General features: G+C 61.2%; 10 protein-coding genes. 3 read left to right on the top strand and 7 right to left on the bottom strand.

Translation table 11 applies throughout. From position 1 onward, the window contains the following. Positions 1-28 precede the first annotated feature (28 nt). Positions 29-2,128 (top strand): phosphate acetyltransferase, encoded by a 2,100-nt coding sequence (gene pta, locus ACYZUM_RS00915; protein WP_047291738.1) that lies wholly within the window; start codon positions 29-31, stop codon positions 2,126-2,128. Beyond that, positions 2,129-3,034, top strand: coding sequence for an acyltransferase (locus ACYZUM_RS00910; protein WP_108181692.1), 906 nt, complete (start codon positions 2,129-2,131; stop codon positions 3,032-3,034). It begins immediately after the preceding gene. Positions 3,035-3,869: 835 nt separating this feature from the next. On the opposite strand, the gene cysN is transcribed toward ACYZUM_RS00910, so the two are convergent. The 3 genes from cysN to ACYZUM_RS00895 all read right to left on the bottom strand — a co-directional run bounded on the left by cysN (position 3,870) and on the right by ACYZUM_RS00895 (position 7,635). Beyond that, positions 3,870-5,768, bottom strand: a complete 1,899-nt coding sequence (gene cysN, locus ACYZUM_RS00905; RefSeq protein WP_108181691.1) for a sulfate adenylyltransferase subunit CysN — start codon at positions 5,766-5,768, stop codon at positions 3,870-3,872. A gap of 9 nt (positions 5,769-5,777) precedes the next feature. Next, on the bottom strand, positions 5,778-6,695 hold the full coding sequence (gene cysD / locus ACYZUM_RS00900; RefSeq protein WP_007912374.1) for a sulfate adenylyltransferase subunit CysD: 918 nt from the start codon (positions 6,693-6,695) through the stop codon (positions 5,778-5,780). A gap of 181 nt (positions 6,696-6,876) precedes the next feature. Next, on the bottom strand, positions 6,877-7,635 hold the full coding sequence (locus tag ACYZUM_RS00895; RefSeq protein ID WP_095139506.1) for a Nif3-like dinuclear metal center hexameric protein: 759 nt from the start codon (positions 7,633-7,635) through the stop codon (positions 6,877-6,879). A gap of 103 nt (positions 7,636-7,738) precedes the next feature. On the opposite strand from ACYZUM_RS00895, the gene algW reads away from it, so the two are divergent. Continuing rightward, positions 7,739-8,893, top strand: a complete 1,155-nt coding sequence (gene algW, locus ACYZUM_RS00890) for a Do family serine endopeptidase AlgW (protein ID WP_108181690.1) — start codon at positions 7,739-7,741, stop codon at positions 8,891-8,893. A gap of 122 nt (positions 8,894-9,015) precedes the next feature. Here the strand turns inward: algW and hisC are convergent, their stop codons facing one another. The 4 genes from hisC to murA all read right to left on the bottom strand — a co-directional run bounded on the left by hisC (position 9,016) and on the right by murA (position 13,549). Next, entirely contained in the window at positions 9,016-10,068 is a 1,053-nt protein-coding gene (gene hisC, locus ACYZUM_RS00885) for a histidinol-phosphate transaminase (RefSeq protein WP_108181689.1), read from the bottom strand. 2 nt (positions 10,069-10,070) lie between these two features. Next, entirely contained in the window at positions 10,071-11,396 is a 1,326-nt protein-coding gene (gene hisD / locus ACYZUM_RS00880; protein WP_108181688.1) for a histidinol dehydrogenase, read from the bottom strand. Between the two features lie 125 nt (positions 11,397-11,521). Then, positions 11,522-12,157 carry an ATP phosphoribosyltransferase gene (gene hisG / locus ACYZUM_RS00875; protein WP_041072861.1) on the bottom strand — a complete coding sequence of 212 codons (636 nt, stop codon included), beginning with the start codon at positions 12,155-12,157 and terminating at the stop codon, positions 11,522-11,524. 126 nt (positions 12,158-12,283) lie between these two features. Then, the gene (gene murA / locus ACYZUM_RS00870; RefSeq protein ID WP_027610854.1) at positions 12,284-13,549 is read right to left on the bottom strand and encodes a UDP-N-acetylglucosamine 1-carboxyvinyltransferase; all 1,266 of its coding nucleotides are present in this window, start codon (positions 13,547-13,549) and stop codon (positions 12,284-12,286) included. Between the last annotated feature and the right edge of the window lie 15 nt (positions 13,550-13,564).

The following is a 13,564-nucleotide window of genomic DNA, read 5'->3' as shown; positions in this document are numbered from 1 at the left end:
CCTTGCCATGCACCCTTAGAGAATCCGCATGCAAACTTTTTTTATCGCGCCCACCGATTTTGGCGTGGGTCTGACCTCCATCAGCCTCGGGCTGGTGCGTACCCTGGAGCGGGCCGGACTGAAAGTCGGCTTCTTCAAACCGATAGCCCAGCCGCATCCGGGCGACACCGGCCCCGAGCGTTCCACCGAACTGGTGGCACGTACTCACGGCCTGAAACCGCCGCAACCACTGGGCCTGGCCCACGTCGAGCGAATGCTCGGCGACGGTCAGCTCGATGAGCTGCTCGAAGAAATCATCGCCCTGTATCAGCAAGCGGCTGTCGGCAAGGACGTGCTTGTGGTCGAAGGCATGGTGCCGACCCGCAGCGCCAGTTATGCGGCGCGGGTCAATTTGCACCTGGCGAAAAGCCTGGATGCCGAAGTGATTCTGGTGTCGGCTCCGGAAAACGAAGTGCTCGCCGAACTCTCCGGCCGCGTGGAATTGCAGGCGCAACTGTTTGGCGGTCCGAAAGACCCGAAAGTCCTCGGCGTGATCCTCAACAAGGTCAAGACCGAGGAGAGCATGGAGGCCTTCGCCACGCGCCTGAAGGAGCATTCGCCGTTGCTGCGCAGCGGTGACTTCCGCCTGCTCGGCTGCATTCCGTTCCAGCCCGAGCTCAACGCACCGCGCACCCGCGACGTCGCTGACCTGATGGGCGCACAGGTGCTCAACGCCGGCGACTATGAAACGCGGCGCATGACCAAAATCATCATCTGCGCGCGCACCATGCGCAACACCGTGGAGCTGCTCAAACCCGGCGTGCTGGTGGTAACCCCCGGCGATCGCGACGACATCATTCTTGCGGTCAGCCTTGCGGCGCTCAACGGCGTGCCATTGGCCGGGCTGTTGCTGACCAGTGACACCCTGCCCGATCCACGCATCATGGACTTGTGCCGTGGCGCGTTGCAGGCCGGTCTGCCGGTATTGTCGGTGAGCACCGGCTCCTACGACACCGCCAACCTGCTCAATGGCCTGAACAAGGAAATCCCCATTGATGACCGCGAGCGCGCGGAGATCATCACCGACTTCGTCGCCAGCCATCTTGACGCCAAGTGGCTGCACCAGCGCTGCGGCACCCCGCGGGAAATGCGCCTGTCACCCGCAGTATTCCGCTATCAACTGATTCAACGGGCGCAGTCGGCGAACAAGCGCATCGTCCTGCCCGAAGGCAGCGAGCCGCTCACCGTGCAAGCGGCGGCGATCTGTCAGGAGCGCGGCATCGCCCGTTGCGTGTTGCTGGCCAAACCGGCGGATGTTGAAGCCGTGGCCCGCGCGCAAGGCATCGAGCTGCCGCCGGGGCTGGAGATTCTCGATCCGGATCTGATCCGCGAGCGTTATATCGAACCGATGGTCGCCCTGCGCAAAAGCAAAAGCCTCAACGCGCCGATGGCCGAGCAGCAACTGGAAGACACCGTGGTCATTGGCACCATGATGCTTGCGCTGGATGAAGTCGACGGTCTGGTGTCGGGCGTGATAAACACCACCGCCAACACCATCCGCCCGGCGCTGCAACTGATCAAGACCGCGCCAGGCTGCACGCTGGTGTCTTCAGTGTTCTTCATGCTGTTCCCCGAAGAAGTGCTGGTCTACGGCGACTGCGTGATGAATCCGCACCCAAGCGCAACTGAGCTGGCCGAGATCGCCCTGCAAAGCGCCGACTCGGCAGCGGCCTTCGGCATCACCCCGCGCGTGGCGATGATCAGTTACTCCAGCGGCGAGTCGGCCAGCGGCGAAGAAGTCGAGAAAGTCCGCGAAGCCACCCTGCTCGCCCACGAGCAACAGCACTCGCTGCTGATCGACGGGCCGCTGCAATACGACGCCGCTGCCAACGCCGATGTGGCCCGGCAACTGGCGCCCAACAGCCAGGTGGCCGGCCGCGCCACGGTGTTCGTGTTCCCCGACCTGAACACCGGCAACACCACCCACAAAGCCGTGCAGCGCAGTGCCGACTGCGTCAGCCTCGGCCCGATGCTGCAAGGCCTGCGCAAACCGGTGAACGACCTGCCGCGCGGCGCGCAGGTCGACGACATCGTCTACACCATCGCCCTGACCGCGATTCAAGCCGCCAACCGACCTATGGATGTGTAAATGCTGGACTTTCTGCCCGCCCCGATTCGCGGCGTGATCGCCGCGCTGCTGTTGGCACTCAATACGATTCTGCTGTGCTCGTTCCTGTTCTGCGTCGCGCTGATCAAAGTGCTGCCCTTCGACCTCGCCCGCCGCGCCTCACTGTGGCTGATGAGCCACACCCACGAAGCCTGGATCAGCAACAACAAGGGCTGGATGAACCTGGTGCGCCGCACCCGCTGGCACATCAGCGGCCTGCAAGGTCTGGACTACCAACACTCGTACCTGATCACCAGCAACCACCAGAGCTGGGTCGACATCCTGGTGCTGCAATACGTACTCAACCGGCGCATCCAGCCGCTGAAATTCTTCCTCAAGCAGGAGCTGATCTGGGTCCCGGTGATTGGCCTGGCGTGGTGGGCGCTGGGCTTTCCGTTCATGAAACGCTACTCCAAGGCCTATCTGGAAAAGCACCCGGAAAAGAAAGGCAAGGACCTGGAAACCACGCGCAAGACCTGCGCGAAGTTTCGCGACAACCCGGTGGGGATTTTCAACTTCGTCGAAGGCACACGCTTCACCGAAGGCAAGCACGCTCAGCAGCAATCACCGTTCAAGTACCTGCTCAAGCCCAAGGCTGGCGGCATCGCCTTTGTGCTGGACGCAATGGGAGAACAGCTGGAATCGATCGTCAACGTGACCATCCACTATCCGGGCGGGCGTCCAGGGTTCTGGGACCTGCTGTGCGGCAACGTGCGCGACGTGGTGGTGCACTTTGAAGAACTGCAGATTCCGCCAGCGTTCATTGGCAAGAACTACGATCAGGACGGCGAATACCGTCTGCAGTTTCAGGGCTGGATCAACCAGCTGTGGCAGGACAAGGATGCGCTGCTGGAACAGATGCACCGCGAATTCCCGAACCGGCACTAACCTTGTGGGAGCTGGCCTGCTGGCGATGGCCGAGATCAGCAAGCATCACTGGTGAATGACATAGCGCCATCGCTGGCAGGCCAGCTCCCACAGTTGGATTGGGTGCGTTCAGTTAGGGATTGGTCGGCTGGCAGGCCGCCTTCGCTGGCAAGCCAGCTCCCACAGTTGGATTGGGTGCGTTCAGTTAGGGATTGGTCGACTCGCCTTCGCTGGCAAGCCAGCTCCCACAATTGGGTTGGGTGTGTTCAGTTAGGTATCGGTCGGCTGGTAGGCCAGCCCCCACAAAATCAAGATCAAAAGATCGCAGCCTGCGGCAGCTCCTACAGGGAAGATAATACAACCCGCACGCGGCGCATGCCGCACCACTCCAGGATGAGCGCAAGCTCGGCTGCAGCTCTTGATCTTGATCCACGGGCGACGTCGGAAGGCTGAGCGGAGGGATTGATCCGGGGGTGGGAGCGCAGCGACCGTTTGGCGCAGCCAAACACAGCGAGAGGAGGTGCAGCGAAGCAAACCGTAGGCGCTGCACCCGGATCAATCCCGCAGCGAAGGGACCCCGAGCTTTAGCGAGCGGGCCGGACGCAGGAGCAAGCGTTTTTTTGCTTACTTTTTTTAGGCGTTTGTAAAAAAAGTGAGTCGCCGTAAGGGCGAAACCGCCAGCCGCAGCACCCGAAGAAACGGATATTCACTCAGCCAGACAGAGCATGGTCGCCTATAAGGGCGCCATCGCTGGCAAGCCAGCTCCCACAGTGGAATGAGCTCGCGCAAAAATCGCAGCCAACAAAAAACCCGCCGATGATCACTCATCCGCGGGCCTTTCATTTCCAACTAACGCTTAAATCGCGCCACGCTTGCGCAGCAGATCCAACACCTGCTTGACGCTCTCTTCCAGCGACAGCGACTGCGTGTCGATCACCAGATCGGCATTCAGCGGCACGTCATACGGAAAGGACTCACCCGGAATATTATCGCAACCCGCAGCATACAAGCCCTGCGGATCACGCTCGGCACACACCGCCGGCGAGGCCTGCACATAAACCGTCAACAGACGATCCTTGCCGATCAGCTCCTTGGCCTGCTCGCGACCTTCAGCACTCGGCGCAACAAACGCCGCCAGGGTCAACAGACCAGCCTCATTGAACTGACGCGCCACGTGCGCCGCACGCCGCCAATTCTCGGTGCGACCGGCACGGTCATGTGGCAAGCCCTTGTTGAGGTCGTGACGCAGGTTCTGCCCATCGAGTACGAACACGGCACGACCCATGTCGAACAACTTGCGCTCGACCGCATAGGCCAGGGTGCTCTTGCCTGCGCCGGACAGGCCGCTGAACAGCACGGTCGCCGGTTGCTGGCCAAAGCGCTGGGCACGTTCTTCAGTAGCAACGTGGGCCAGTTTGCCGTGGTGGGTGGCCGTGCCGTGGCTCAGTGGCTGAGCGACGATCATGCCGGCGCCAACGGTGCCGTTGGTCAAACGGTCAATGACGATGAACGCACCGGTGGTGCGGTTGCTGTCGTAACCGTCGAGGGCGATCGGCGCGTCGAGCGCGATCTTCACCTTGCCGATTTCGTTGAGCTGCAACGCGCTCGCCGGACCTTCTTCAAGGGTGTTCACGTCGACCTTGTTGACGATGCTGGCAATCGAGCCCGGCACATAACTGGTGGCGCGTTTGATGTCGTATTTCTTGCCCGGCAACATCGGCTCTTCAGCCATCCACACCAGCATCGCTTCGAAGCTGTCGGTGACCGGCGGCACGTTGTCGGCATGCACCAGCAAGTCGCCACGGGAGATGTCGATTTCGTCTTCCATGGTCAGCGTCACCGCTTGACCAGGACCGGCCTGCTCCAGTTCACCTTCGAAGGTGACGATGGATTTGACGCGGCTGCTCTTGCCCGACGGCAGCACCACCACTTCGTCGCCCTTGTGCACGATGCCGCTGGCGAGGGTGCCGGCGAAGCCGCGGAAGTTCAGGTTCGGACGGTTGACGTATTGCACCGGGAAGCGCAGATCGGTGAAGTTGCGGTCGCCCGCCACTTCCACGGTCTCGAGGATCTCCATCAGCGACTGCCCTTTGTACCAAGGCGAGCGCTCGGACTTGTTCACCACGTTGTCGCCCTTGAGAGCAGACATCGGCACGAAGTGCATGCTGGTCGGCTTCATCTTCAAGCCTTCGGCGAACTTCAGGTAGTCGGCCTTGATCGACTCGAACACACCTTCATCAAAGTCTTTCAGGTCCATCTTGTTGATGGCGACGACGATGTGCTTGATGCCGAGCAACGAGGCGATGAAGCTGTGACGACGGGTCTGGGTCTGCACGCCGTAACGGGCGTCGACCAGGATGATCGCCAGGTCACAGGTGGATGCACCGGTGGCCATGTTGCGGGTGTACTGCTCATGGCCGGGGGTGTCGGCAATGATGAATTTGCGCTTGGCGGTGGAGAAGTAGCGGTAGGCAACATCGATGGTGATGCCCTGCTCACGCTCGGCCTGCAGGCCGTCGACCAGCAATGCCAGGTCGATGTCGTCACCGGTGGTGCCGACTTTCTTCGAATCGCGGGTGATGGCTTCCAGATGATCTTCGTAGATCATCTTGGAGTCGTGCAGCAGGCGCCCGATCAGGGTGCTTTTGCCGTCGTCGACGTTACCGCAGGTCAAAAAGCGCAGCAGCTCTTTACGTTCGTGCTGGCCCAGGTAGGCGAGGATGTCCTCGCTGATCAAATCAGATGCGTGCGACATGACAACCCCTTAGAAATAGCCTTGACGTTTTTTATCTTCCATCGAGCCGGCGCCATCGTGGTCGATGACCCGGCCCTGGCGCTCGGAAGTTCGCGTCAGGAGCATTTCCTGAATGATGTCCGTGAGGCTTTCGGCCTCGGACTCCACCGCGCCCGTCAACGGGTAGCAGCCAAGGGTACGGAAACGCACTTTCTTTTTGACGATGCGCGCCTTGTCCTCGTCGGACAGATGCTCAAGGATGCGCTCGTCATCGATCATGATCAGGGTGCCGTTCTTCTCGATCACTTCGCGTTCGGCGGCGAAGTACAGCGGCACGATCGGGATGCCTTCGAGGTAGATGTACTGCCAGATGTCCAGTTCGGTCCAGTTCGACAACGGGAACACACGAATGGATTCGCCCTTGTTGACCTTGCCGTTGTAGACGTTCCACAGCTCCGGACGCTGATTCTTCGGGTCCCAGCGGTGCTTGCTGTCGCGGAACGAATACACGCGCTCTTTGGCGCGGGACTTCTCTTCGTCACGACGGGCACCACCGAACGCGGCGTCGAAACCATGCTTGTCGAGTGCCTGCTTCAGGCCCTCGGTCTTCATGATGTCGGTGTGTTTGGCGCTGCCGTGGGTGAACGGGTTGATGTTCTGCGCCACGCCATCGGGGTTGATGTGGGTGATCAGGTCCAGGCCCAGCTCTTCGACCATCTTGTCGCGGAACTTGTACATCTCCTGGAATTTCCAGCGAGTGTCGACGTGCATCACCGGAAACGGCAGTTTGCCCGGGAAGAACGCCTTGCGTGCCAGGTGCAGCATCACGGCGGAGTCTTTACCGATGGAGTACAGCATCACCGGGTTGTCGAACTCGGCGGCCACCTCGCGGATGATGTGGATGCTTTCCGCCTCCAGCTGTTTCAGATGCGTCAGTTTGTCGACCATGGCTACTCACGAAAGCTTTCTTATGAACGGCCAGCGGGCCGTGTTCGAGCGGGGAATCCTAGCACAGCGCCCTCTTCTAATCAGGACGCCAACTAGATCGAAAGGGCATATGAATATGCCCACCAGTTTGCCCTACTAACCCTGTAGGAGCTGCATTTCAGATCAGGCTCGCCGCGAGACGTCAGATCGGGTTCGGGCAGTCGATGAAGATGTGTTCCAGGGCAAAACGTTTGGCCAGGTAGTCACCCAGCGCCTGCACACCATAGCGCTCGGTGGCATGGTGGCCGGCGGCGATGAAGCTGATGTCGTTTTCCCGAGCGCTGTGGAAGGTCTGTTCGGAGGCTTCGCCACTGAGGAACAGATCAACGCCCGCCGCCACGCCCTGATCGATATAACCCTGCCCGCCACCTGTGCACCAGCCGACCCGGCGAATCATCGCACTGCCCTCGACCAGCAGTGGTTCGCGGCCCATGACGTCTTTGACCTTGCGGGCGAAGTCTCGCGCAGTCATTGGCTCGTTCAACGAGCCGACCAGCCCGACGATCTTCAGGTTGTCCGGGTCCAACGGCCCTTCGACGGTGATGTCCAGTTGACGCGCCAACTGCACGTTGTTGCCGACCTCCGGGTGCAGGTCCAGTGGCAGGTGATAAGCGAGCAGACTGATGTCGTGCTTGAGCAGGGTCTTCAGGCGGCGCTGCTTCATGCCGGTGATGCACGGGTTTTCGCCTTTCCAGAAATAGCCGTGATGCACAAGTATCAGATCGGCTTCGGCTTCCACCGCAGCATCGAGCAAGGCCTGACTGGCGGTGACGCCACTGACAATGCGCATCACCTGCGGACGCCCCTCCACCTGCAGGCCATTGGGGCAATAATCGGCGATTTTCGCACTGCCGAGGTAACGGTCGGCTTCTTCGACCAGGGTGCTGAGGGCGACGGCCATGAAAGACTCCTAAATATCCCGTTCAGAGGCGCGCGCGGCCTCGTATAATGCGCGACATTATCGGCGGTCTGCCCCCGCCTGCAACTTTTCCAGGACGTGCTTAATGCTCAAGGCGCTGCGTTTTTTTGGCTGGCCGCTGTTGGCCGGCGTGCTTATCGCTCTGTTGATTATTCAGCGTTACCCGCAGTGGGTCGGGCTTCCGAGCCTCGACGTCAACCTGCAACAGGCCCCGCAAACCACCAGTGTGCAACAGGGCCCGGTGTCCTATGCCGACGCGGTGACCATCGCCGCACCGTCGGTGGTCAACCTCTACACCACCAAAGTCATCAACAAACCGGCGCACCCGCTGTTTGAGGATCCGCAGTTCCGGCGCTTCTTCGGTGACAACTCGCCGAAGCAGAAACGCATGGAATCGAGCCTCGGTTCCGGCGTGATCATGAGCCCGGAAGGCTACATTCTGACCAACAACCACGTGACCACCGGCGCCGATCAGATCGTGGTGGCACTCAAGGATGGGCGCGAAACCCTCGCCCGCGTCATCGGCAGCGACCCGGAAACCGACCTCGCGGTGCTGAAGATTGACCTGAAAAACCTCCCGGCGATCACCGTCGGCCGCTCCGACAACATCCGCATCGGCGACGTCGCACTGGCCATCGGCAACCCGTTCGGCGTCGGCCAGACCGTGACCATGGGCATCATCAGCGCCACCGGGCGCAACCAGTTGGGCCTGAACAATTACGAAGACTTCATCCAGACCGACGCGGCGATCAACCCGGGCAACTCCGGCGGCGCACTGGTCGATGCCAACGGCAATCTCACCGGGATCAACACCGCGATCTTCTCCAAGTCCGGCGGCTCGCAAGGCATCGGTTTTGCGATTCCGGTAAAACTGGCGATGGAGGTGATGAAGTCGATCATCGAGCACGGTCAGGTGATTCGTGGCTGGCTCGGTATTGAAGTGCAGCCGCTGACCCAGGAACTGGCCGAGTCGTTTGGCCTGTCCGGGCGTCCGGGAATTGTCGTGGCGGGAATCTTCCGCGATGGCCCGGCACAGAAGGCCGGCCTGCAGCTGGGTGACGTGATTCTGAGTATCGACGGAGAACCGGCGGGTGATGGGCGAAAGTCCATGAATCAGGTGGCGCGGATCAAACCGACCGACAAGGTCACCATTCAGGTCATGCGCAACGGCAAAGAGATCAAGCTGACTGCTGAAATCGGCCTGCGTCCACCGCCGGCGCCTGTGAAAGAAGAAGAGTAAGCCGCCAGTACAAATCAATGTGGGAGCGAGCCTGCTCGCGAAGAGGTCGTCACAGTCAACAATGATGTTGAATGACAGACCGCTTTCGCGAGCAGGCTCGCTCCCACAGGTTTAGCGGTGTTCTACAGGTCGCCGAGGCCGTCGATCAGCGCCTGATTCTGCTCCGGCGTACCGATCGAGATCCGCAGGAACTGGGCAATCCGCTCCTGCTTGAAGTGGCGCACAATCACGCCCTGCTCGCGCAACTTGGCTGCCAGCCCCGCTGCATCGTGTTGCGGGTGCCGGGCGAAGATGAAGTTTGCCGCCGACGGCAGCACCTCAAACCCCTTGACCTGCAATTGCGCGATGACCCACTCACGACTTTCGATGACCAGACGGCAGGTCTTGTCGAAATACTCGCGATCCTCGAACGCGGCCGCCGCTCCGACAATCGCCAGGCGATCCAGCGGATAGGAGTTGAAGCTGTTCTTGATTCGCTCCAGCGCTTCGATCAGATCCGGATGACCCACCGCCAGACCGACGCGCAGGCCGGCCAGCGAGCGCGACTTGGACAAGGTCTGGGTCACCAGCAGGTTCGGATAACGGTCCACCAGGCTGATCGCGGTTTCGCCGCCGAAGTCGATATAAGCCTCGTCCACCACAACCACCGAATCCGGGCTGGCCTTGAGGATCTGCTCGACCGCTTCCAGTGCCAGCAGGCAACCGGTCGGTGCGTTCGGATTCGGGAAAATGATCCCGCCGTTCGGTTTGGCGTAGTCCGCCGGGTTGATCTGGAACTGCGCGTCCAGCGGCACGGCATCGAACTGGATGCCGTACAGACCGCAGTACACCGGATAGAAGCTGTAGCTGATGTCCGGAAACAGCAGTGGCTGCTCGTGTTGCAGCAGACCGTGGAAAATGTGCGCGAGCACCTCGTCCGAACCGTTGCCGAGGAACACCTGATTGCTCTGCACGCCGTAGTAGTGGGCGACGGCGGTTTTCAGCAGATCGCTGTTCGGATCCGGGTACAGGCGCAGGTTGTCGTTGAGCTCGGTTTGCATCGCCGCCAGGGCTTTGGGCGACGGGCCGTAAGGGTTTTCGTTGGTGTTGAGCTTGACCAGTCTGGTCAGCTTCGGCTGTTCGCCCGGCACATACGGCACCAGATCCTTGACGAACGGGCTCCAGAATTTACTCATGTTCAATTCCCCTTCACTTCGTCTTTGATGCGGTATTCGGCGCTGCGGGCGTGCGCGCTCAGGGATTCGCCACGGGCCAGCACGGACGCGGTCTTGCCCAGCTCGGAAGCGCCGGCCTCGGAGCAGAAGATGATCGACGAACGTTTCTGGAAGTCGTACACGCCCAGCGGTGAGGAGAAACGCGCGGTGCCGGACGTTGGCAGCACGTGGTTCGGGCCGGCGCAGTAATCACCCAGCGCTTCCGAGGTGTGGCGGCCCATGAAGATCGCGCCGGCGTGGCGAATCTGCGGCAGCCAGGCTTGCGGGTCGGCCACCGACAATTCGAGGTGTTCCGGGGCGATGCGGTTGGCGACTTCGATGGCTTGCGCCATGTCGCGCACGTGAATCAGCGCACCGCGACCATTGATCGAAGTTTCGATGATGGCCGCGCGGTCCATGGTCGGCAGCAGTTTGTCGATGCTCGCCGCAACCTTGTCGAGGAATTCGGCATCCGGGCTGACCAGAATCGCCTGCGCGTCTTCGTCGTGCTCGGCCTGGGAGAACAGGTCCATGGCGATCCAGTCCGGATCGGTCTGGCCGTCGCAGACCACGAGGATTTCCGACGGGCCGGCGATCATGTCGATGCCGACCTGACCGAACACGTGTCGTTTGGCGGTGGCGACATAAATGTTGCCCGGGCCGACGACTTTGTCCACCTGCGGCACGCTTTCGGTACCGTAAGCCAGCGCAGCAACCGCTTGCGCGCCGCCGATGGTGAACACCCGGTCAACGCCGGCAATGCACGCCGCCGCCAGCACCAGCTCATTGATTTCACCGCGCGGGGTCGGCACCACCATGACCACTTCGGTCACGCCGGCGACCTTGGCCGGAATCGCGTTCATCAACACCGACGACGGGTACGACGCCTTGCCGCCCGGCACGTACAGGCCGGCGCGATCCAGTGGTGTGACCTTCTGCCCGAGCACGGTGCCGTCGGCTTCGGTGTAGCTCCAGGAATCCTGTTTCTGTTTTTCGTGGTAGCTGCGCACCCGCGCCGCGGCTTTTTCCAGCGCTTCGCGTTGCGGGACAGTGATGCGGGTCAGGGCCAGTTCCAGACGCTCGCGCGGCAGGATCAGGTCGGCCATGGAGGCGACTTCGAGGCCGTCGAACTTCTGGGTGAACTCGACCAGCGCCGCGTCACCGCGCTCGCGCACCGCCTTGATGATGTCCAGCACGCGCTGATTGACCGAGTCGTCAGACACACTTTCCCAGCTCAGCAGATGATCCAGATGATGCGCGAAATCCGGGTCAGCAGCGTTGAGTCGGCGAATTGCAGTCGGTGCGGTCATAGCGAGAGCCTCATAGGAATGGCAAAAACTCAGGCGCCCTAACTTAGCAGTCGTTTCCGCTTGGGCACCTGAGATTCTGGCTATGAGGCGGATAGACGGGCGCGACTCAAGGTCGCGCAGGTACATCAGCCGCGGTGTCGCGATTCCACTGCCGTGCGCAGGGTATCGATCAACGCCTGGATTCGGGCGTGTTGCATCTTCATCGAAGCCTTGTTGACCACCAGGCGCGAGCTGATCGTGGCGATCAGTTCCTGAGGTTCCAGGCCGTTGGCGCGCAGTGTATTGCCGGTGTCGACCACGTCGATGATCTTGTCGGCCAGACCGATCAGCGGCGCCAGCTCCATCGAGCCGTAGAGCTTGATGATGTCGACCTGACGGCCCTGCTCGGCGTAGTAGCGCTTGGCAACGTTGACGAACTTGGTCGCCACGCGCAGACGGCCCTTGGGCTCGGCTGCGCCGATCTTGCCGGCCGTCATCAGCTTGCACTGGGCAATCTGCAGATCCAGCGGCTCGTAGAGGCCCTGGCCGGTGTATTCCATCAGCACGTCTTTACCGGCGACGCCGAGGTCGGCCGCGCCATGCTCGACATAGGTCGGCACGTCGGTGGCACGCACGATCAACAGACGTACGTCATCCTGAGTGGTGGGGATGATCAGTTTGCGGCTCTTGTCCGGATTCTCGGTCGGCACGATGCCCGCTTCAGCGAGAAGCGGCAGGGTGTCGTCAAGGATGCGGCCCTTGGACAGTGCGATGGTCAACATGGGAAACGTCAGTCCTTATCAAGGTACTCATGTCCGGTCGCAATCGGCGCCGGACACACATCGAGCCGGATACCGGCTCGACTCGAAACAAATTCAGTGGACACCTCCCTGTGCCCAGTGCAGCGACTAGCCCGGAACGCGACGGATCTTGGCGCCCAGCATCTGCAGTTTTTCTTCGATGCACTCGTAACCACGGTCGATGTGGTAGATGCGGTCGATCAGGGTATCGCCCTCGGCCACCAGGGCCGAAATCACCAGACTCGCCGAAGCACGCAGGTCGGTGGCCATCACTGGCGCGCCCTTCAGCACTTCAGTACCGGTGACGATCGCAGTGTTGCCTTCGACCTGGATCCTGGCGCCCATGCGGTGCAGTTCGTACACGTGCATGAAACGGTTTTCGAAGATCGTCTCGATCACTGCACCGGTGCCTTCGGCAATGGCGTTGAGCGAGATGAACTGCGCCTGCATGTCGGTCGGGAATGCCGGGTACGGCGCTGTGCGCACGTTGACCGCTTTCGGGCGTTTGCCGTGCATGTTCAGCTCGATCCAGTCTTCACCGCAGGTGATTTCCGCACCGGACTCACGGAGCTTTTCCAGGACCGCTTCAAGAATGGTCGGATCAGTGTCCTTGACCTTGACGCGGCCACCGGTGACCGCAGCGGCCACCAGGTAGGTGCCGGTTTCGATACGGTCAGGCATGACCTTGTAGAAACACGAACCCAGGCGCTCGACGCCATCGATGGTGATGGTGTCGGTACCGGCACCGGAAACCTTGGCGCCCATGGCGTTGAGGAAATTCGCCAGGTCGACGACTTCCGGCTCGCGCGCAGCGTTCTGCAGCACGCTGCGCCCCTTGGCCAGGGCAGCCGCCATCATGATGTTTTCGGTACCGGTCACGCTGACGGTATCAAAGAAGAAGTGCGCACCGCGCAGGCCGCCTTCAGGCGCCTTGGCCTTGATGTAGCCGCCTTCGACGTCGATCACCGCGCCCATGGCTTCGAGACCACGGATGTGCAGGTCAACCGGACGCGAACCGATGGCGCAACCGCCAGGCAGAGCGACTTCGGCTTCACCGAAACGGGCAACCATCGGCCCCAGAACCAGGATCGAGGCACGCATGGTTTTCACCAGCTCGTACGGCGCGATCAGGGTCTTGATGGTACGTGGGTCGATTTCAACGCTGAGTTTCTCGTCGATCACAGGCTCGATGCCCATGCGACCGAACAGCTCGATCATGGTGGTGATGTCGTGCAGGTGCGGCAGGTTGCCAACGGTCACCGGGCCATCGCACAGCAGGGTGGCAGCCAGAATCGGCAGGGCGGAGTTCTTCGCCCCGGAGATACGGATTTCGCCATCAAGACGAACGCCACCGGTAATAATCAATTTATCCATAAGAATCTCGACGCC

The organism is Pseudomonas sp. m6p (assembly GCF_055760375.1).
This window is presented reverse-complemented; position numbering and strand designations above follow the sequence as displayed.